The following is an 18,971-nucleotide window of genomic DNA, read 5'->3' as shown; positions in this document are numbered from 1 at the left end:
CTGGATAGCTACGTACGGACGGGATAAGCGCTGAAAGCATCTAAGCGTGAAGCCCCCCTCAAGATGAGATTTCCCAGTAAGTAAGACCCCTTGAAGACGACGAGGTAGATAGGTTCGGGGTGGAAGCACGGCAACGTGTGGAGCTGACGAATACTAATCGGTCGAGGGCTTAACCAAATTCCCAAGAAAGTGAAGAGAAGCTTCGAAGCTGATTCCAAATACTTTCTCGGGGCCCGGAAACAAACCGGGAAGAACAAATAACCATTGCTCAACAACGCGCACGAGTTTCGTATCTAGTTTTCAAGGCGCAAGCCTTGAACAAGCTACACCGTTTGGTGATGATGGCGGAGGGGAACCACGCGTTCCCATCTCGAACACGACCGTTAAGCCCTCCAGCGTCGATGGTACTTGAACCGAAGGGTTCTGGGAGAGTAGAACGTCGCCAAGCAAAAAGCAGTTGATCTTACGCAGATCAGCTGCTTTTTTTATTGTTTAGGAAATGATGCGCAGCCATATCCTGTGGAAATCCGTGGTCTCCCCCGAAAGTAAAGTCTACCCATAGAACGATCCCAGAGGAATGGTTAGACGCCGATCCAGCCTAAGCTGGATGCGGACGGAATAAGCTTCAGAGCATCACGTCACTTTTGGGGGATTGGTTCTGTTTTCTATATTGTTAGTCACTGGCTAGATATTGCTTAAGCTATAGGGGAATACTATGGCAGAATAGCTTGATGGTATCTAAAACCCTTTCATTTCCTATAACTTTACAGGCGAATATGAAGATTCTTTTACGTTATGAAGATATGCTTGACACGAAAAATAGGCTTTTGATAAGATTGCAATTAATATCTACGGGCATTGAAGAATATGAAGGAGGACTAAGTTCGTGTGGAATGATAAGTTTGCCAAAGAGGGCTTGACGTTTGATGATGTTTTACTAGTACCGAGGAAGTCGGAAGTATTCGGGAAGGAGATCGACATCTCAACGCAGCTTACGGATAAAATCAAGATCAACATTCCTTTTATAAGCTCGGCAATGGACACCGTAACGGAGGCCGCATTAGCGATTGCGATCGCCAGAGAGGGCGGCATCGGGATCGTTCATAAGAATATGTCGATTGCGCAGCAGGCGGAAGAAGTAGATCGTGTAAAACGTTCGGAAAGCGGAGTAATTACGAATCCTTTTCATTTGACACCGGAACATCACGTATACGATGCGGAAGAATTGATGGCTAAGTATCGCATTTCGGGCGTGCCGATCTGTGACGAGAACAAGAAGCTGGTCGGTATCATTACAAACCGGGACTTACGCTTTGTCCACGACTACTCCATTAAGATCAAAGAGGTTATGACGAAGGAAGATCTCGTAACGGCACCGGTCGGAACAACGCTGCAGCAAGCCGAAGTTATTTTGCAGCAGCATAAGATTGAGAAGTTGCCTCTGGTGGACGAGCACAACACGCTTAAAGGGCTTATTACGATCAAGGATATCGAGAAAGCTATCCAGTTCCCTAACTCTGCAAAGGATGCTCACGGACGTCTTCTGGTCGGCGCTGCGGTAGGGGTCTCCAAAGACGTTATGGAACGTACAGCGGCCCTTGTGGAGGCCGGGGTAGATATGCTCGTCGTCGACTCTGCGCACGGACATCACATTAATATTTTGAACACGGTCAAAATGATCAGGGCGCAGTACCCGGATCTGCCGATTTGTGCAGGCAACGTTGCAACTGGAGATGGCACTCGCGATTTGATCGAAGCCGGGGCTTCCATGGTTAAGGTCGGCATCGGACCGGGTTCGATTTGTACGACACGGGTCATTGCGGGGATCGGCGTACCACAAATTACGGCTATTTATGATTGCGCCAGCGTGGCCAGAGAGTACAATGTGCCGGTTATCGCAGACGGCGGGATCAAGTATTCGGGGGATGTTACCAAAGCCATTGCGGCGGGCGCTAGCGCGGTTATGATTGGAAGCCTGTTCGCAGGTACGGATGAAAGCCCGGGCGAATCGGAAATTTATCAAGGGCGTAAATTTAAAGTGTATCGCGGCATGGGCTCTCTCGGTGCGATGAAGGAAGGCAGTAAAGACCGTTACTTCCAAGAAAACGAGAGCAAGCTGGTTCCGGAAGGCATCGAAGGCCGCGTCGCTTACAAAGGGCCTCTGGCGGATACGGTATACCAGCTTATCGGCGGTTTGCGTTCCGGTATGGGCTACTGCGGCGCTCATAATATTCCAGAGCTTATTAACGATACGGCGTTTATCCGGATTACGGGCGCGGGTTTGCGCGAGAGCCATCCTCACGATGTCCAAATTACGAAGGAAGCGCCAAACTATTCGCTTTAATGACTGCCACATATTGGAGACGAGGGCCCAGGGCCTTAGTCTTCTTTTTTTTGGCTGCAATGGTATGCTACAATGAAGAAACAAAAAGAATGGGAGAGTGAAAAAGTGAACAGGTTTTGGAAATGGGGAAAGCTTGCTTTAGCAGCCATGATTACAGTACAAATCGCAGTTTCCCCGCTAGTTGCGAATACGGCTCAAGCCGCAGAAGCGGATACGACGAATTTAGGTCTCACCGCCAAAGCGGCTGTCTTAATGGAAGCATCGACAGGACAAGTCCTGTACGCTCAAAATGAAAATACCGCTATGCCGCCTGCGAGTATGGCCAAAATGATGACGGAATACTTAGTTCTTGATAGCATTGCCAATAAAAAGATGGATTGGACCGATACGCTTACGATCAGCGATTACTCGGCTTTTTTATCGAATAATAAAGCATTGTCGGGCATTCCGAAAGCTGAGGGCGACCAGTATACCGTTCAGGATTTGTTCAATGCGGTGACGATTTATTCCGATAATGGAGCCGCGGTCGCTTTGGCGGAAAAAATTGCGGGGTCCGAAGAGCAGTTCGCGCAGCTGATGAATGAAACGGCTGCTAAGCTAGGCTTGTCCAAGGACGCTTACTTCATCAATACATCCGGCTTGGACCGGGTCGATCTGGGTAAATACGCGCCGGCTTCGCTGCCGGGAGAAACGGTTTTTACAGCTAAAGACGCGGCACTAATCGCATTTCATCTGCTTAATGACTACCCGGATATTCTTAAATTCTCGAGCATTCCGTCGAAGAAATTCAGACCTACGGATGCCAATGCGATGGTGAACTGGAACTGGATGCTGGAAGGCAACAAAGATAATGTGAATTTTAAAAAGTTTGTTTACCAAGGGCTTGACGGATTAAAAACGGGCCATACCGATAAGGCCGGCTTTTGCTTTACGGGCACTGCGATTCGTAACGATACGAGATTAATCGCCGTCGTTATGAATTCGAGCACCAGAGATAACAGCTTCTTTGACACAAAGAAACTGCTCGACTTCGGCTATTCGAACTTTGAAAAGAAGGAAGTCGTCAAGGCGGATACCGCAGTAGAATCATTGCCGACCGTTCCGCTCAAAAAAGGTACGAATACAGAGATTCCTGTAGTTACAGGCGAAAGCTTGTCATTGCTCGTTAAAAAAGGTACGCCGGATACGGCATTCGTAAAAACGGCAGAAGGCAGATCCGATTTGGTCGCTCCGATTACGAAGGGCCAAGAAGTTGGCACCATGACGGTTACTTTTGAAAATAAACCGTATACTATTAAATTAGTAGCGGCTAATGACGAGGAGAAGGGAAGCTGGTTCCGCTTGTTTTTCCGGGCGATCAAAAACTTCTTCGTCGATATGATCGGAGGCGCCAAAAAGGGGTAAAATCCTGGGCGGACCGGTTGTATATTCCGGATGGTTCATGTAAAATAATTGCTTAGTTAGTTTGTCGCATTTTGCGTATCGTGTGTTGATTATAAGGGTTTTTAGGAGGAGTCGGGAAATGGAAACAGGAACATCGCGCGTCAAAAAAGGTATGGCGGAAATGCAAAAAGGCGGCGTCATCATGGACGTCATGAACGCTGAGCAAGCAAGAATCGCGGAAGCGGCCGGAGCATCGGCGGTTATGGCATTGGAACGGGTGCCTTCGGATATTCGCGCGGCAGGCGGCGTAGCCCGTATGGCTGATCCTACGGTTATGGAAGAGGTTATGAAGGCCGTTTCGGTTCCGGTTATGGCTAAAGCCCGTATCGGTCATTTCGTGGAAGCCAAGATCCTTGAAGCGATGGGCGTAGATTACATCGACGAGAGCGAAGTATTGACTCCGGCCGATGAAGTGTTTCATATCAATAAAAGGGAGTTTACCGTTCCTTTCGTATGCGGAGCGAGAGATTTGGGCGAGGCGCTGCGCAGAATCGGAGAAGGCGCGTCGATGATCCGTACTAAAGGCGAACCTGGAACTGGCAATATCGTAGAAGCCGTTCGTCATATGCGGATGATGGTTGGGCAAATTAAAAAGGTGCAAGCGATGTCCAAGGACGAGCTGATGGCGGAAGCTAAAAACTTGGGCGCTCCGTACGAGTTGCTGCTGCAAGTTCACGAAACAGGCAAATTGCCAGTCGTTAACTTCGCTGCCGGCGGCGTAGCGACTCCTGCCGATGCGGCTCTGATGATGCATCTAGGTTCGGACGGTGTGTTCGTAGGTTCCGGTATTTTCAAATCGGACAACCCTGAGAAATTTGCCAAGGCGATCGTAGAAGCGACTACGCATTATACGGATTACGCTTTGATTGCGGAAATCTCCAAAAACTTGGGCACGCCGATGAAGGGAATTGAAATTTCCAAGCTGAATGCAACGGAGCGTATGCAGGAACGCGGCTGGTAATCGGCGCGGGCAGAAGGTGAACAAACCATGAAAATCGGAGTATTGGCCCTTCAAGGCGCCGTAGCGGAGCATATTCGCTTGATCGAGAAGGCAGGCGCCGAGGGTGTTATCGTTAAGAAAAAAGAACAGCTGGATGAAGTCGACGGGATGATTATTCCTGGCGGAGAAAGCACGACGATCGGGAAGCTGATGCGAAGGTTCGATTTTATCGAAGCGCTGCGCGGCTTTCATCGGCAGAGCAAGCCGATTTTCGGCACCTGCGCCGGACTGATTGTTATAGCCAAGGAAATCATCGGCGAACCGGAAGCTCATCTTGGTTTGATGGATATGAAAGTATCGCGCAATGCATTCGGACGCCAGCGGGAGAGCTTTGAGACGAACTTGGCTGTCAAAGGTGTGGCCGACGATGTCCGGGCCGTGTTTATCCGCGCTCCGCTTATTGACGAAGTCGGAGAAGGCGTTGAGGTATTGTCAACGTACCGAGATCAAATCGTTGCGGCTCGTCAGGGAAGCTTGCTTGCAGCCTCCTTCCATCCGGAATTGACCGATGATGAGCGCATGCACGCTTACTTTCTAGATATGGTACGTGAAGCGAGGTAGGAGGGGTCCCCTTGTTAGATATAAAATTGCTGCGTAATGATTTGCAGCGCGTAGAGCAGGCGATGAATCATCGCGGCAAAACGCTCGAAGATATAAGCCGGTTTACAAGCCTTGACACGAAGCGAAGAGAACTTCTGCAGGAGGTCGAGCAGCTGAAAAACCGGAGGAATGTCGTTTCCCAAGAAGTAGCCGCTCTGAAGAAGGCGAAGCAAGACGCCGATGCCCTGATTGAGGAAATGAAAGGCGTAGGCGACCGGATTAAAGTGCTTGACGATGAAATTCGGGTGCTTGAAACCGAGCTGAACGGCATCATACTGGCGATTCCAAACATTCCCCATGAAAGTGTTCCCGTAGGCAAGTCGGAGGAGGAAAACGTGGAAATCCGCCGTACGGGCGAGCCGCGGCAATTTTCCTTTGAGCCTAAAGCCCATTGGGATCTCGGACAAGAGCTTGGCATTCTCGATTTCGAGGCGGCGGCGAAGGTCACGGGTTCGCGTTTCGTGTTTTATAAAGGACTGGGCGCCCGCTTAGAGCGCGCCTTGATCAATTTCATGATGGATCTTCACAGCGATCATCACGGGTATGAAGAAATGCTGCCGCCGCAGATCGTAAACCGCGATAGCCTTACCGGTACGGGCCAGCTCCCGAAGTTTGAAGAGGACGTGTTCAAGCTGTCTGGAGAGGGCATTGATTACTTCCTGATTCCGACGGCGGAAGTGCCGGTAACCAACTACTATCGGGACGATATTTTGTCGATAGACGATCTGCCGAAGTATTTCGCGGCCTTCAGCGCCTGCTTCCGCTCAGAAGCCGGTTCTGCTGGAAGAGATACCCGCGGTTTGATCCGTCAGCATCAATTCAACAAAGTGGAGCTGGTGAAGCTGACACTTCCCGAGAATTCCTATGAGGAGCTCGAGAAGCTGACGGCGGACGCGGAGAAGGTGCTTCAGCTTCTGAAGCTGCCGTATCGCGTTCTTACGCTCTGTACGGGCGATCTGGGCTTCTCCTCGGCGAAGACGTATGATTTGGAAGTATGGCTGCCTAGCAGCGGCACGTACCGCGAGATTTCCTCGTGCAGCAACTTCGAGGACTTCCAGGCGCGCCGCGCGAACATTAGATTCCGCCGCGACACCAAGGCGAAGCCGGAATTCGTGCATACGTTGAACGGTTCAGGCTTGGCGCTGGGGCGTACGGTTGCCGCCATTTTGGAGAACTATCAGCAGGAGGATGGAAGCGTCCTGATTCCTGAAGTGCTTCGTCCGTACATGGGCAATTTGGAGAAGATCAGCAAAAAATAGAGCTTGATAAAGCCTGTTCAAGTGTGATACAATCCAATTTGTCACCCGGAGAGGTGGTCGAGTGGTTTAAGGCAGCGGTCTTGAAAACCGCCGTGTCTTTGCGGGCACCGTGGGTTCGAATCCCACCCTCTCCGCCATTCTTAGACGAATGTTGCGAAGTACATATTGTTGTTGTATATAAAGCTGCTGTATCCTTTAGAGGATGCCGCAGCTTTTTTGCGTTTTTTTAAATGAAATGCCGTGATTCGCAGCTTTTCTTCCCGCCGAGCGCTTACGGACTTCCGGGTTTTCTTGGGCATGGCGGCGTACAGCAGTTCCTTTTTTTGCTTATGACAATGCGCATAAAGAGGGAGGCGTAATCGCACCTTAAACATGTGGAGGTGTTGATAAGATGGTTAAGACAGATACGCTGACAGTAGACCAGCAGCAGCTGGCGGCAGCTTGGTCGAGAACGTTGCCTACCGTGCTGAACGAATCGGATCGGGCGGAGGTACTGGCAGATGAAGCGGAATCGAACGTGCTTCGCATTCATATTGCTACGGCCGCGCACTCGAATTATAGCTTTGACTTTAAATGTACGTATGTGGATTCCCGAGAAGTGCAAGTGGAGCTGGTCGATGTGGAATGCGACGGCCGTAACGTAGACGAACGCACGACGATCATTCAAACGCTTATCGATGATTACGTCCGTCATATTCATGAATGCGCTCAGCAGCTTCACGCTGTAACGAAGTGACAGATAAGCAACGGAGGGATAGGCTGTGACGAAAAATAAGAGCAGTGTAGATAAAAATCTGCAAAATGTGGTCAAAGATCTCGACCAGACTGCGGTAAACAGTCATCATGCGCAGCAGCTGCAGCAGCAAACGAATGACCGCCGCCACCAAGATGCACTGAATCATGACGAACCTATGCAAACTCCGGAAGCGACTTTATCGAATAAAGCAACGAATTAAAGGGAGGTTTAACCTATGCCTAAAGATATTGCTCAGCCTGTCAACCCTCCAAGCGGACAAAAACAACGCAGCGAGGCGAACCATCAGCCGACGGAGCCTTTGTCCGGTTCGAAAAAAGTAAAGCAGGCCAATCATTCCAGGCACAATAACGGCGAAGGCTGAATATAATCGAATATCGTGCGGCGACAGCTCCTTCAGTCTTCTGCAGGGAGCTGTCGTTTTTATATTACGGATTTTTCGCAGACAAATAGTGGAAACACTCAACGACCAGCTGCTGCGCAGCTTCTTCGTCGCCGGCGTATCCGTATAGTGACCCCCTAACGTTAATTGTTCGCATACATCGTCAAGCATTGAGCAAATGGAAATCGTAAATTCATCGAATACAATAAAAAATAGCTTGTTATCATCGAACACGCTGTCCCACACCTCATTCCTGGCATTCTCATCATTTTAGCACGAAGGAAATAAAATGGAAACTGATTTTGCTTATGAAATGTGAAGATGGCGTATTACTTCCTTAGGGTGACCGTGTATGAGGAACGGTCACTTTCCCTCCCTGCTGCGTACAATGGTAGCATAACGGGAGGCGAAGCAGTATGGTCATATTAAAAACACCGGAAGAGATCGCATATATTCGCAAAGCGGGACGCATATTGGCTCGCTGCCATCAACAAATCGCGCAAATGATTCGGCCCGGAATGACAACGCTGGAGATTAACGATTTTGCCGAGCAGTTTTTGGTACAAAACGGCGCCAAACAGGTAACCAAAGGCTACAAAGGATTCCCTTATGCGACATGCGCGTCGATCAACGATGTTATCGCTCACGGATTTCCCAACAGCACCCCTTTACGCGGCGGGGATATTGTCAAAATCGATATCGTATGCAGCGTCGACGGATGGATCGCCGATTCGGCCCGGACTTATGCCGTCGGCAAGCTGTCTCCCGATGCGGAGAAGCTGGTCAGAGTGACGAAAGAATGCCTCGATCTGGCGATTCCTAAGGCGGTAGCAGGGGCGAGAATCGGGGATGTGATGCATGTCGTGCAGAAGCATGCGGAAGGAGCAGGCTTCTCCGTCGTCCGCGATCTGGTAGGGCATGGCGTCGGACGGTCGCTGCATGAAGAGCCTACCTTCCCCCATGTCGGGACGCCGGGGAAAGGCTTTAAGCTGAAGGAAGGGATGGTCATTACGATCGAGCCGATGATCAATGCCGGCGGCTATGAAATGTTCGTGGAAATGGACGGGTGGACGGCGCGCACATGGGACGGTTCCTTGTCCGCTCAGTTCGAGCATACCGTAGCGATTACCAAGGAGGGGCCCGTTATTTTGACGGAGTTGTAGGTCGGAATTCGGTGAAAAGGCTCGAGACGGCCTTTTTTCCCGCATCGAACTATGGTATAATAAGATTTACCGCGCGCCCGTAGCTCAGCAGGATAGAGCGACAGTTTCCTAAACTGCAGGTCGTACGTTCGAATCGTATCGGGCGCGCCATTTTCACAAAACGATGATGTTTATAACAAATCTTCTGCATATGCAGGGGTTTTTTTTGTTGTTTAGGAAATGATGCGTAGCAATTTCCTGTGGATATCCGGGTGCTCCCCCAAAAGTAATGTCTCTACCCATAGAACGATCCCAGGGGAAGGGTTAGACGCCGATCCGGCTTAGGCTGGATGCGGACGGAATAAGCTTCGGAGCATCACGTCACTTTTGGGGGATTTGTTCTTATACAATGGAATCCAATTCTACATATTCGGCCGTTATCGTCATAGCTGCCGCTGCCGTAGGACGTTATGTATATATAATCCAAAGGGTCAAGAGGAGGGCTTAACATGAACATTGCTTTTATCGTATTTGATCGAATGACGACGCTCGATTTTTACGGTTTCTTCGATGCCGTGACTAGACTTTCAAGAATTGACGGATATAAAGAGAAGATTACTTGGGATTTGTGCGCAACGACAAAAGAGGTTAAGGATGACCGGGGCGTCACGATTAGCGTTAACAAAACGAGCCCGGATCTTGCCGAATACGATATGATTTTCATTCCCGGCGGCATGCCCACGAGACAGCTTAGGAACGATCCAGAATTTATCGCCTGGCTGCAGACGGCTAGCGATTCCGCTATGAAGGTATCCGTATGTACCGGGGCGCTGTTGCTTGGAGCGGCAGGCTGGCTGGAGGATAAGCGTGCCACTACCAATCCTACGGCGTACGAGCTGCTTGAGCCTTACTGCAAGGAGGTAGCGCGCAGCCGTATCGTCAAGGACGGTAACATGATCACTGGGGGAGGCGTCGCCGCTTCAATCGATGTCGGATTGTTCCTCGTGGAACTTCTAGCCGGAGCAGAGGTTGCGAAGGGCATTCAGCAGTCGATGGATTATCCTTATTACCGCACAGGCGTACCGAATGGCGATGGCGATTACACGGTTTAAAAGAGAAAAAATACGATAGGACCCGTTGATGAAGCTGCCCTTCCGGCAGTTTTTTTCAATGTGCGAAATTTTTTTGAAAACAAGTGCAGTGGTTTGGCGGATACATCCGTCTATTAGTAAGGAGAGGAGGGGGAGAACATCTCAGAGGAAACGGAATGGATTGAACGCATATTGGCCGGCGATGTGCAGTCATTTCGCTTCATTATGGACAAATACAATCCGTATTTGTTCCAAGTTGCGTTTTCGGTGCTGCGCTCAACTAAGGACGCAGAAGATGTGACGCAGGAAGCGCTGTTGAAGATTTATGCTTCTCTCCCTCAATATAAGCATCAAGGCTTTAAGACGTGGATTACCCGAATTACCGTGAACAAAGCCATTGATTATAAACGGGCATTGGAGCGTAAACGGGAGCAGTTGACGGACGAGCCGGAGCTGCTGCTTCCGGACGACTCCGCGAACACGGTAGAGGATGAAGTGTTGTATAAACAGAGACAGCAGCGGGTTCGGGAATGTCTGGATGATTTGCCGGATAATTACCGCGATGTGCTGGTTGCATTTTATATTGAGGACAAGAGCTATCAACAAATTGCAGTAGAGCAAGGAGTTACCTTGAAGACGGTGGAATCGAAGCTGTATCGCGCCAAGCACTGGATTCGCAAGCATTGGAAAGAGGAGGAGTGGGGATGAATCATTATACGATTCAGCAGTGGAGCCGATATGTAAGGCAGCAGCTATCGGCGGATGAGCAGCTGCAATATGAAGCGCACCTGGGCTCATGCGACCAGTGTCTTGAGCGGTATATGCAATGTCTGGACGCGTCCGGAGAAGAGCTGCCGGAGCTGCCGAATTCAGCTTCCGTCACGATCTCCGAATCGGTTATGCGGCAAATCGGCAAGGAAGAGGCTCTTTTAACCGAGCCTGTCGAGGTTCGGCAGCGGCGCCCCAAAACGCCGGCGTTCTTCCGGCATCCGCTGTTCCATTATATGGTAGCTGCGGTTATAACGATTCTGTTGATGGGAACCGGAGCCTTCCAATCGTTAGCAGACCGAATCGGAAAGGCTGAAACGAACGTGGAAGCGGCGGGAATGCTGCAGGAATCATCGCGGCCTTCCGTATCCCACCAGATTATGGATAAAACCATCGGTATGCTGGATGCGATCCAGCCTAAACAGGACAAAGGGGGAACACGATAATGCAACCTAAAAATCCGATGACAGCGCTGCTGTTATCTTTCATCCCCGGAATGGGACACTTATACTTGAATCGGATCGTACGGGCTGTGCTGTACGGCTTCGGTTTTTTCGGGCCGGTTCTGCTGATGTTCCTGCTCGTTATTACGGGGAAATACCGATATAACGGGGAGTTTTTAGCTTTTCTGCTGGTGGTGGCGCTGTTGGTAGGGCTGATTAATATGATCGATATGGTCATTACGTTGGTCAGAGGCCGCATGGAGCCGCTGGCAACCAATACGCATGCGGCGTATTATACGGGAGATACCAGGGCGACGGTCATTCAGCCCAAAGATAACGACCGATTTCTGACCATTCTGTTATCGTTTATTCCGGGTCTCGGCCATTTTCATCTGGGGTTGATGCAGCGCGGGCTCGCCTTCCTCATTGCATTCTTCGGAAGTTTAGCGATGGTATTTTTCATTGCGATTCTTACGCATAGAGAGGGATTTCTAGCTTTCCTCGCCATCCTGCCGATCATCTGGCTGTACTCCATGTTCGATTGCATTCAGCAGCTCAATCGCAAGCAGCGGGGCGAGGCGCTGATCGATCAAACGTTCTTTGACGATTTCCAGGACAGCCGCGAGGACGGGCGTAAAAGCAAAATGATCGCGACCTTCCTCTCCATCGTTCCCGGAGCAGGGCATATGTACCTTGGTCTGCAAAAACGCGGCTTGCAGCTGATGGCGGCCTTCCTGCTATGCGTGTACATTATGGATGTGCTGCGGTTATCGATTTTTCTGTTCCTGATCCCTATTTTGTGGTTTTACAGCTTTTTCGATGCGCTGCAGCTGATATCCAAGCAAGACCGCGAGGAGCTTAAAGATATTCCGTTCGTCGATTGGCTGATTAATCATCAGAAATGGGTCGGCATTATTTTGCTGGTGCTCGGCGCTTATTACTTGCTGGACGAAGTGCTGCTAAGCGCGCTGGACCGGATGTTTCCGAAGGAACGGATTTCGATGCTGTTCCATCAATATTTCCAAACGTTCCTTGTATCCGTTATTTTGATCGGCGGAGGACTTCGCTTACTGCTGGGAAGCAAAAATAAAAGGAGCTGAAACGATGAAAAAATGGCGCGTAGGAACGCTGTCGATGGGAATATCCCTCATTTTATTAGGCTGCATTTTGTTTGCTTCCCAGTGGAAGGGGCTGGAGGCATTCGATACGTTTATTACGTGGTGGCCGCTGATTTTGGTGCTGCTCGGATTGGAGATTATCGTCTACTTAAGCTTTTCCCGCAAGGAAGAAAGCCGCATTCATTACGATATGATGAGTTTGTTTTTCGTAGGGATGCTGTGCGTCGGCTGTCTCGGTTTTACACTTCTTACGTCCGTAGGTCTTGTTGGGGAAGTGCGCTCCATGCTGGGGGCCAAGGAGGAAACCCGCGATCTTCCGCCCGTTAAGGAAGCGCTTGGGGATAGCGTGAAAAAAGTGGTAGTCCAGTCGGCCGATTCGAGAATCAAAATCGACAAGTCGTCCGTACGGGAGCTGCAGGTATTCGGTACGTTCCGGGAGCGGCTGAAGGCGGGCGAGACATCTCATCCTCTGCAAAAGGAGCAGGTTGTTTCGGTACATACGGCGGGAGAAACGATGTACGTACAGATTAAGCCGCTTCCAACGGAACAAGGGCTGAATTCCTATTATCCTTGGATGACGGTGACGGTAGTGCTGCCCCAGGATGTGCAGGTCGAGCTTAGGGGAGCGGACAATCGCGTTATCTCATAAAAAGACGGATAGTCGCGGGGCCAAAGCGGTATCGCCGCAAAAAAAGAAGCAGGAGCCGGTTCAACCCGTGCTCCTGCTTTTATGCTTTACCCCGCAGACGGCGGAAAAATTGCGTCAGCATCGAGCTGCACTCTTCCTGGAGGACGCCGCTGACAACGTCGACGCGATGGTTAAACCGCTCTTCCTGCAGCAGGTTCATCAATGTGCCTGCGCAGCCAGCCTTGGGATCGGCGGTGCCGTAGATGACCTGCGGAATCCGGGCTTGGACGATCGCCCCGGCGCACATCGGGCAAGGCTCCAGCGTGACATACAGCCGGCAATCGAGCAGCCGCCACGCTTGCAGATAATTGCTGGCTTCCTTGATCGCGATAAGCTCGGCATGGGAGAGCGGGTCGCGCGACGTTTCGCGCAGATTATGCCCGCGGCCGATGATTCGATCCTGCCAGACGACGACGGCGCCGATAGGCACTTCGAGCAGCGCTTCGGCCTTGCGGGCTTCTTCAATGGCTGCGTTCATAAATGGAATATGTTCTTGCACACAGGCACCTCTTTTCTACGTTTTACTTATCCACAAAGCCCGCCAAACGAACAAATATTCGATTTGTTAACATGCTGTGGATAACATTGTGGATAACTTCAATATTGTTCACATTCCTCTGTAGAAACTGGGGATATCGCCTGCAATTCCCTTGAAATTTGGTAAAGGTCGCCTCTGTGCCAGAGAGAATAAAGGAACATTCAGCCGATAAATTTGCGCCGGATTTCTTCCGTCGGAACGATGCAGCTCTGCTCTCGTCCGGCTATAAGGTAACGGTGTTTGGCGACCCAGCGGTATAGGGCGTCGCGAAGCCGGGACGGGATGAAACTGAAGACTCCGAGCAGCGCCCAGCCGCCGCCCAATCGACGGCATATGCGTAGTACGGCGGAAGAGTGCGTGTAGACGTCCTCGCCGTCAAGCAATACGACGGAGTCCATATCCGCTGCGGAAAGCGCCGCTGAAGGCAGCAGAGAACGAGCCGCTTCGGATTGGAGCGGGGCAAAGCGGAAGCGATCGGCCCGGTCGTGCCGGATGAGAAATTTCACCCATCCGCTGCAAAAGCGGCATTCTCCATCGAACAAAACGATAAGGCGACCTTGCGTGAGGCTTTCCGCTGACGGGCGGATTCGGTTCGTATCCATACGATTCACCTTTTCTGTCATATAGCAATAGTTTAGGGAAGACAAACTGGCTTAGAAGCGGTAGCGTTCGCCTTTGTCCCTGGACTTCAACCTATTCGCGGGTTATCGATTTAAGAAATCGGAGACGGTGCCCGGCAAGAATCGTCTCGTATCCCAAATGCGTTCTGCTCTTATTATACCTGTATGTGTAGAATTCGTTAATCCTAATCGCAGGCAGTTGCCTGAATCAAGGCTGCCCTTGTATAATAAAAGGAATAGGTCTATGTTCCTAATGGGCTGTAGATGCATCGCACTAGAAGCAAATACTGATGTAGTCTGTTCGTCCATAGCAAACCTGCCGAAAGGCAGGGACGCAAAGCTACAGGGTCTAAGGTCCGTTGGGACTATGACAGCCTGGCCGCCGAATAAGGAAGGTATTATAAAGAATGCCCGGTGGTTGAAGGCGGTTTTCCGGAGACGGAGGAGGACGGTCTTTATTTGGGCTGCGATCTAGCGGACAAGCACAATGGCGCTGCATCAAACCGATATCATGTGAGCGAAAGGGGGATCTGTCATGTCATTAAAGCCGGCAGCAGCCAAAGCGGGCTACGATTACACCGGAGAGAAGTACAAAAGCCCTGCCGGCATTTTGCTGCACAGCCGGACGGCGGTGGAGAAGGATAATTTTATCTCGACCGGGGTGCTGTCCTATGCGGAAGGGGATATACTCGAGATCGAAATGTCGGAGTTCAAGCAGTTTGATTTGGGGGACTCCGTGAAAATCACGGTCTACTCGCCGGGCGGTATCTACACGTTCCAGTCCAGCGTGGTGGCCAAAGATCACGGCTCGCTAATGCTGATTAATCCGCCGCATAATCAGCGTCTTTTCGCCGAGAAGAGGGAGCATCCGCGGGTGGAGGTGGACGAGAACGGTCTTATCCACGCCGTGATCGGAACGGGAAGGCAGCAGCGGCGGGAGCTTGATCCTAAGTTGGCCATCCATCTGATGAATATTAGCGTCAGCGGCATCGGTTTTACCGTGCGGGAAGAGCTGGGGCTTGGAAATGCCGGGCAGATCGAAGTGGAACTGGAGCTTGGATTCGATTTGATCGGAAAGGCGGAGATCGTAAGGCAGGAGATGCTGGGGGAACGCCATTATTACGGCGCCCAATTTATCGACCTAAGCGGGGATAAATCGACTTCTTTGCGGGCGTACATCCTGCGAAAGCAAGTGGAAGCCTACTTCAGCCGCAAGCATGAGAACGCGGAGAAAAGATTGTTTAAATAGATGCTTCAGTCGTATGAAAAGCAGCCGATCCGCCGCCCGAGCGGGTCGGCTGCTTGTTGCATAGGAAAATGCGGACGGAATCAGCCTCGAAGCATCATGTCGCTTTTTCGGAGGAGGGGGTTCGCCTTCTGTTCGTCGCTTGCCAAATAAAATATGGAAAAGCGGCACAAAGGTGACAGAGACCCCATTTTTGCGATATAATAAATATTTAGGGATATTGAATAACGTTAACTAAGGAGTTGTCCTATACATGGCTTTAAAAGCGGGGATTGTGGGCCTGCCGAACGTTGGCAAATCCACTTTGTTTAATGCGATTACGCAAGCGGGCGCAGAGTCGGCGAATTACCCTTTTTGTACGATAGATCCGAACGTCGGTGTGGTGGAGGTTCCCGATGAGCGTCTTGTCAAGCTTACCGAGATCGTCGTTCCCAAGAATGTTGTGCCTACGGCGTTTGAATTCGTAGACATTGCGGGCTTGGTCAAAGGCGCAAGCCGCGGAGAAGGATTGGGCAACAAGTTTCTGGCGCATATCCGTGAAGTGGATGCGATCGTTCATGTGGTCAGATGCTTTCAGGATGAAAATATTACCCATGTCTCCGGGACGGTAAACCCGATCAGCGACATCGAAACGATTAACCTGGAGCTGATTCTGGCCGATGTGGAGTCGGTGGAGAAGCGCATTGACCGTTCCCGCAAAAACATGAAGGGCGGCGACAAAAAATACGCGGCCGAGGTGGAATGTCTGGAGCGGATCAAAGAGGCGCTGTACAACGACAAACCGGCGCGCAGCGTGGAGCTGAGCGACGAGGAGAAGCTGCTGATCCGCGATCTGCACTTGCTGACGATGAAGCCGATGCTGTATGCGGCCAATGTGAGCGAGGAGGAAGTGGCCGCGGCGGACGATAATCCGTTCGTGCAGCAGGTGCGCGAGTACGCAGCCAAGGAAGGCGCGGAAGTCGTGCCAATTAGCGCCAAGGTGGAATCGGAAATCGCCGAGCTGGAGGGCGAAGACAAGGCGATGTTCCTTGAGGAGCTCGGTCTTCAGGAATCGGGCTTGAACCGTCTGATCAAGGCCGCTTACAAGCTGCTCGGTTTGTATACGTATTTTACGGCCGGCGTGCAGGAAGTGCGCGCATGGACGATTCGCAGAGGAACCAAAGCGCCGCAAGCGGCCGGCGTCATTCACACCGACTTCGAGCGCGGGTTTATCCGTGCGGAGGTCGTCAGCTACGACGAGCTGGTGGCTGCCGGATCGATGAATGCGGCCAAGGAGAAGGGGCAGCTTCGGCTGGAAGGAAAAGAATACGTGGTGCAGGACGGAGATGTTATGCACTTCCGTTTTAACGTCTAAACTATATAATAACGGATATACAGGCATAAGGGGTGAATCAACATGTTGGACAGACTGCAATCGCTGGCGGACCGGTACGAGAAATTAAGCGAGCTGTTATGCGATCCGGACGTAACTAGCGATACGAAGAAGCTGCGGGAGTATTCCAAAGAGCAGTCCGATTTGCAGGAAGCTTATGAAGCTTACACGGAATATAAAAGCGTCGTTGAGCAGTATGATGCTGCGCGGGTCATGCAAAACGAGAAGCTGGACGATGAAATGCGCGAGCTTGTCAAAATGGAGCTGGAAGAGTTGACCCAGCGCAAGGAGGAGCTTGAGGAGCGCATTAAAATTTTGATGCTTCCCAAAGACCCTAACGACGATAAGAACGTCATTGTGGAGATTCGCGGCGCGGCGGGCGGAGACGAGGCGGCGTTGTTCGCATCGGACTTGTACCGGATGTACACGAAATACGCGGATATGCAGGGCTGGCGTACCGAGATTATGGATGTCAGCATGAACGATCTGGGCGGATTTAAAGAAATTATTTTTATGGTGAACGGCAAAGGGGCTTACAGCAAGCTGAAATTCGAGAGCGGCGCTCACCGGGTGCAGCGCATTCCGACGACCGAGTCGGGCGGACGCATTCATACGTCGACCTCAACGGTGGCTGTGCTGCCGGAGATGGAGGATATCGATATTGAAATTAACGATAACGATATTCGCGTCGATACGTTCTGCTCCAGCGGCGCCGGCGGACAGTCCGTCAATACGACGAAATCGGCCGTTCGCGTAACCCACGTTCCTACCGGAATCGTGGCGACATGCCAGGACGGGAAATCGCAGAACTCGAATAAAGAAAAGGCGCTGCAGGTGCTGCGCGCCCGGATTTTCGACAAGCTCCAGCAGGAAGAGATGTCCAAGTACGCCGGCGAGCGGAAAAGCAAAGTCGGTACGGGGGATCGCAGCGAACGGATTCGGACGTACAACTTCCCGCAAAGTCGTGTGACGGATCATCGGATCGGGCTTACGCTGCATCGTTTGGATGCCGTGCTGAACGGAGATATGGAAGAGATCGTGTCCGCGCTGACGATTGCCACGCAATCGGAGCTTATGGATAAAGGAGAACAAGCATAAACAGATGACCGTTGAACGGAAGCCTACTATTCGTGAAGCCTATGTGGAGGCTTCTTCTTTTTTACAGGGACATCGCGTGAATGAAGCGGCCAGCTGCGCGGAGCTGCTGCTGCAGCATCTGTTCGGGTGGAGCCGCAGCGAGCTGCTGCTGCGCTGGCAGGAATTGTTCCCCGTGGAACGGCTTGAGGAATGGCGCCAGCTGTTGGAACGCAAGGCTGCTGGGGAGCCCGTGCAGTATATTATCGGGGAGCAGGAGTTTTACGGGCTTCCCTTTACGGTGACTCCGGCCGTGCTGATTCCGCGGCCGGAGACGGAGCTGCTTGTCGAGCAGGTTGTGCTGCTCGGCAGGAAGCTGTGGTCCGACGGATCGGCGAGACATAAGAGGAATGATGTAGGGGCCGATCATGCAGAACGGGCGGCAGATCGGAAGCCGGATATGCGGCAGGCCGAAGGGGAACTGCGGCTGCAGCGGGGAGAGCCGCCGCTGGTGGCCGACATCGGCGCGGGGAGCGGGGCAATCGCCGTCACCTTGGCCGTACAATGTCCGGAGTGGCGCCTTATGAGCTCGGACATTTCGCCGGCCGCTCTGGCGATTGCCCGGGATAACGCCCGGCGCAACGGGGTTGAAGGGCGGGTCGCGTTCCTGGAGGGCGACCTGCTGAAGCCTTACATCGAGCAGGGGTTGCGCCTCGATGCGGTCGTGTCCAATCCGCCGTACATTCCGGAGGCGGATGAGGAGGGGCTGCAGCCGGAGGTACGGCTGTACGAGCCGCCTTCCGCGCTCTACGGCGGGAAGGACGGGCTGGAGCTGTACCGCCGTCTGATCGCGCAGCTGGCAGAGCTTGCGGCGATGCCTTCGCTCGTCGGCCTGGAGGTCGGCATGGGGCAGGCTTCCGCTGTGGCGCAAATGCTGTCCGCTGCGGCGAAATGGGATGAAGTTCGGATCATACCGGATTTGGCCGGAATCGACCGGCATGTGATTGCCGTTCGATATAACGAGCCTGAGATGCAGACAGGCTCGGTCGAGTGATTCATAAAGGATGCGATAGACGCGCGATCTGCGGC

Annotated in this window: 20 protein-coding genes, 2 tRNA genes, 2 rRNA genes and 1 riboswitch; of the genes, 22 read left to right on the top strand and 2 right to left on the bottom strand. The window is 51.8% G+C overall.

Going from position 1 to position 18,971, the window contains the following annotated elements; genetic code table 11:
* The 18 genes from N0M98_RS07755 to N0M98_RS07670 all read left to right on the top strand — a co-directional run.
* A 23S ribosomal RNA gene (locus N0M98_RS07755) occupies positions 1–177 on the top strand; the annotation flags it as partial.
* Between the two features lie 154 nt (positions 178–331).
* A 5S ribosomal RNA gene (gene rrf, locus N0M98_RS07750) occupies positions 332–448 on the top strand.
* Between the two features lie 438 nt (positions 449–886).
* Positions 887–2,344 carry an IMP dehydrogenase gene (gene guaB, locus N0M98_RS07745; protein ID WP_249860239.1) on the top strand — a complete coding sequence of 486 codons (1,458 nt, stop codon included), beginning with the start codon at positions 887–889 and terminating at the stop codon, positions 2,342–2,344.
* A gap of 105 nt (positions 2,345–2,449) precedes the next feature.
* Positions 2,450–3,748 (top strand): D-alanyl-D-alanine carboxypeptidase family protein, encoded by a 1,299-nt coding sequence (locus N0M98_RS07740; protein WP_259617463.1) that lies wholly within the window; start codon positions 2,450–2,452, stop codon positions 3,746–3,748.
* A gap of 118 nt (positions 3,749–3,866) precedes the next feature.
* Positions 3,867–4,748: a pyridoxal 5'-phosphate synthase lyase subunit PdxS gene (gene pdxS, locus N0M98_RS07735; RefSeq protein ID WP_249860237.1), complete on the top strand. Its 882-nt coding sequence runs from the start codon at positions 3,867–3,869 to the stop codon at positions 4,746–4,748.
* 27 nt (positions 4,749–4,775) lie between these two features.
* Positions 4,776–5,348 (top strand): pyridoxal 5'-phosphate synthase glutaminase subunit PdxT, encoded by a 573-nt coding sequence (gene pdxT, locus N0M98_RS07730; RefSeq protein ID WP_259617462.1) that lies wholly within the window; start codon positions 4,776–4,778, stop codon positions 5,346–5,348.
* A gap of 11 nt (positions 5,349–5,359) precedes the next feature.
* Complete coding sequence (gene serS, locus N0M98_RS07725) at positions 5,360–6,646, top strand: serine--tRNA ligase (protein ID WP_249860235.1); 1,287 nt, start codon at positions 5,360–5,362, stop codon at positions 6,644–6,646.
* 47 nt (positions 6,647–6,693) lie between these two features.
* Positions 6,694–6,783 (top strand) — tRNA-Ser (locus N0M98_RS07720).
* A gap of 254 nt (positions 6,784–7,037) precedes the next feature.
* On the top strand, positions 7,038–7,382 hold the full coding sequence (locus N0M98_RS07715; RefSeq protein WP_259617461.1) for a hypothetical protein: 345 nt from the start codon (positions 7,038–7,040) through the stop codon (positions 7,380–7,382).
* Between the two features lie 25 nt (positions 7,383–7,407).
* Entirely contained in the window at positions 7,408–7,602 is a 195-nt protein-coding gene (locus tag N0M98_RS07710; RefSeq protein ID WP_259617460.1) for a hypothetical protein, read from the top strand.
* Between the two features lie 15 nt (positions 7,603–7,617).
* Positions 7,618–7,764, top strand: coding sequence for a small acid-soluble spore protein P (locus tag N0M98_RS07705; RefSeq protein WP_249860232.1), 147 nt, complete (start codon positions 7,618–7,620; stop codon positions 7,762–7,764).
* 434 nt (positions 7,765–8,198) lie between these two features.
* Positions 8,199–8,945 (top strand): type I methionyl aminopeptidase, encoded by a 747-nt coding sequence (gene map, locus N0M98_RS07700; RefSeq protein ID WP_249860231.1) that lies wholly within the window; start codon positions 8,199–8,201, stop codon positions 8,943–8,945.
* Positions 8,946–9,018: 73 nt separating this feature from the next.
* Positions 9,019–9,095 (top strand) — tRNA-Arg (locus tag N0M98_RS07695).
* 338 nt (positions 9,096–9,433) lie between these two features.
* Entirely contained in the window at positions 9,434–10,036 is a 603-nt protein-coding gene (locus N0M98_RS07690) for a DJ-1/PfpI family protein (protein ID WP_259617459.1), read from the top strand.
* Between the two features lie 171 nt (positions 10,037–10,207).
* Positions 10,208–10,723, top strand: a complete 516-nt coding sequence (locus N0M98_RS07685; protein WP_259617458.1) for an RNA polymerase sigma factor — start codon at positions 10,208–10,210, stop codon at positions 10,721–10,723.
* Positions 10,720–11,229, top strand: a complete 510-nt coding sequence (locus N0M98_RS07680; protein ID WP_259617457.1) for an anti-sigma factor — start codon at positions 10,720–10,722, stop codon at positions 11,227–11,229. The genes N0M98_RS07685 and N0M98_RS07680 overlap by 4 nt, the downstream gene beginning before the upstream one ends.
* Positions 11,229–12,326, top strand: coding sequence for a hypothetical protein (locus N0M98_RS07675; RefSeq protein ID WP_259617456.1), 1,098 nt, complete (start codon positions 11,229–11,231; stop codon positions 12,324–12,326). Before N0M98_RS07680 ends, N0M98_RS07675 begins: the two co-directional genes overlap by 1 nt.
* Before the next feature lie 4 nt (positions 12,327–12,330).
* Entirely contained in the window at positions 12,331–12,993 is a 663-nt protein-coding gene (locus N0M98_RS07670) for a LiaF transmembrane domain-containing protein (protein WP_259617455.1), read from the top strand.
* A 79-nt stretch (positions 12,994–13,072) separates the two neighbouring features.
* On the opposite strand, the gene tadA is transcribed toward N0M98_RS07670, so the two are convergent.
* The gene (tadA, locus tag N0M98_RS07665; protein ID WP_349655151.1) at positions 13,073–13,531 is read right to left on the bottom strand and encodes a tRNA adenosine(34) deaminase TadA; all 459 of its coding nucleotides are present in this window, start codon (positions 13,529–13,531) and stop codon (positions 13,073–13,075) included.
* A gap of 200 nt (positions 13,532–13,731) precedes the next feature.
* A complete protein-coding gene (locus N0M98_RS07660) occupies positions 13,732–14,172 on the bottom strand; it encodes a thiol-disulfide oxidoreductase DCC family protein (RefSeq protein ID WP_259617454.1) in 441 nt (146 codons plus the stop codon).
* Between the two features lie 317 nt (positions 14,173–14,489).
* Positions 14,490–14,577, top strand: a riboswitch (cyclic di-GMP riboswitch).
* Positions 14,578–14,725: 148 nt separating this feature from the next.
* Between N0M98_RS07660 and N0M98_RS07655 the strand changes: the two genes are divergently transcribed.
* The 4 genes from N0M98_RS07655 (at position 14,726) to N0M98_RS07640 (ending at position 18,936) form a co-directional block, all read left to right on the top strand.
* Complete coding sequence (locus tag N0M98_RS07655; RefSeq protein WP_259617453.1) at positions 14,726–15,439, top strand: PilZ domain-containing protein; 714 nt, start codon at positions 14,726–14,728, stop codon at positions 15,437–15,439.
* A gap of 250 nt (positions 15,440–15,689) precedes the next feature.
* On the top strand, positions 15,690–16,790 hold the full coding sequence (gene ychF, locus N0M98_RS07650; RefSeq protein ID WP_249860223.1) for a redox-regulated ATPase YchF: 1,101 nt from the start codon (positions 15,690–15,692) through the stop codon (positions 16,788–16,790).
* 42 nt (positions 16,791–16,832) lie between these two features.
* Positions 16,833–17,906 (top strand): peptide chain release factor 1, encoded by a 1,074-nt coding sequence (gene prfA, locus N0M98_RS07645; RefSeq protein WP_249860222.1) that lies wholly within the window; start codon positions 16,833–16,835, stop codon positions 17,904–17,906.
* Positions 17,907–17,910: 4 nt separating this feature from the next.
* A complete protein-coding gene (locus N0M98_RS07640) occupies positions 17,911–18,936 on the top strand; it encodes a N5-glutamine methyltransferase family protein (protein WP_259617452.1) in 1,026 nt (341 codons plus the stop codon).
* The last annotated feature ends 35 nt before the right edge of the window (positions 18,937–18,971 follow it).

The sequence above is a fragment of the Paenibacillus doosanensis genome, from assembly GCF_025060755.1.
Classification (GTDB): domain Bacteria; phylum Bacillota; class Bacilli; order Paenibacillales; family NBRC-103111; genus Paenibacillus_S; species Paenibacillus_S doosanensis.
Note: the sequence above shows the minus strand (reverse complement) of the source record. Positions and strands in the feature narration are given on the sequence as shown.

What these genes read in the sequence shown, in the direction of transcription:
- N0M98_RS07715 (WP_259617461.1), top strand. Translation starts at nt 7,038, where the DNA reads ATGGTTAAGACAGATACGCTGACAGTAGACCAGCAGCAGCTGGCGGCA.
- ychF (WP_249860223.1), top strand. Translation starts at nt 15,690, where the DNA reads ATGGCTTTAAAAGCGGGGATTGTGGGCCTGCCGAACGTTGGCAAATCC.
- prfA (WP_249860222.1), top strand. Translation starts at nt 16,833, where the DNA reads ATGTTGGACAGACTGCAATCGCTGGCGGACCGGTACGAGAAATTAAGC.
- N0M98_RS07670 (WP_259617455.1), top strand. Translation starts at nt 12,331, where the DNA reads ATGAAAAAATGGCGCGTAGGAACGCTGTCGATGGGAATATCCCTCATT.
- map (WP_249860231.1), top strand. Translation starts at nt 8,199, where the DNA reads ATGGTCATATTAAAAACACCGGAAGAGATCGCATATATTCGCAAAGCG.
- N0M98_RS07680 (WP_259617457.1), top strand. Translation starts at nt 10,720, where the DNA reads ATGAATCATTATACGATTCAGCAGTGGAGCCGATATGTAAGGCAGCAG.
- pdxS (WP_249860237.1), top strand. Translation starts at nt 3,867, where the DNA reads ATGGAAACAGGAACATCGCGCGTCAAAAAAGGTATGGCGGAAATGCAA.
- N0M98_RS07675 (WP_259617456.1), top strand. Translation starts at nt 11,229, where the DNA reads ATGCAACCTAAAAATCCGATGACAGCGCTGCTGTTATCTTTCATCCCC.
- N0M98_RS07640 (WP_259617452.1), top strand. Translation starts at nt 17,911, where the DNA reads ATGACCGTTGAACGGAAGCCTACTATTCGTGAAGCCTATGTGGAGGCT.
- N0M98_RS07690 (WP_259617459.1), top strand. Translation starts at nt 9,434, where the DNA reads ATGAACATTGCTTTTATCGTATTTGATCGAATGACGACGCTCGATTTT.
- pdxT (WP_259617462.1), top strand. Translation starts at nt 4,776, where the DNA reads ATGAAAATCGGAGTATTGGCCCTTCAAGGCGCCGTAGCGGAGCATATT.
- N0M98_RS07655 (WP_259617453.1), top strand. Translation starts at nt 14,726, where the DNA reads ATGTCATTAAAGCCGGCAGCAGCCAAAGCGGGCTACGATTACACCGGA.
- N0M98_RS07660 (WP_259617454.1), bottom strand. Translation starts at nt 14,172, where the DNA reads ATGGATACGAACCGAATCCGCCCGTCAGCGGAAAGCCTCACGCAAGGT.
- N0M98_RS07705 (WP_249860232.1), top strand. Translation starts at nt 7,618, where the DNA reads ATGCCTAAAGATATTGCTCAGCCTGTCAACCCTCCAAGCGGACAAAAA.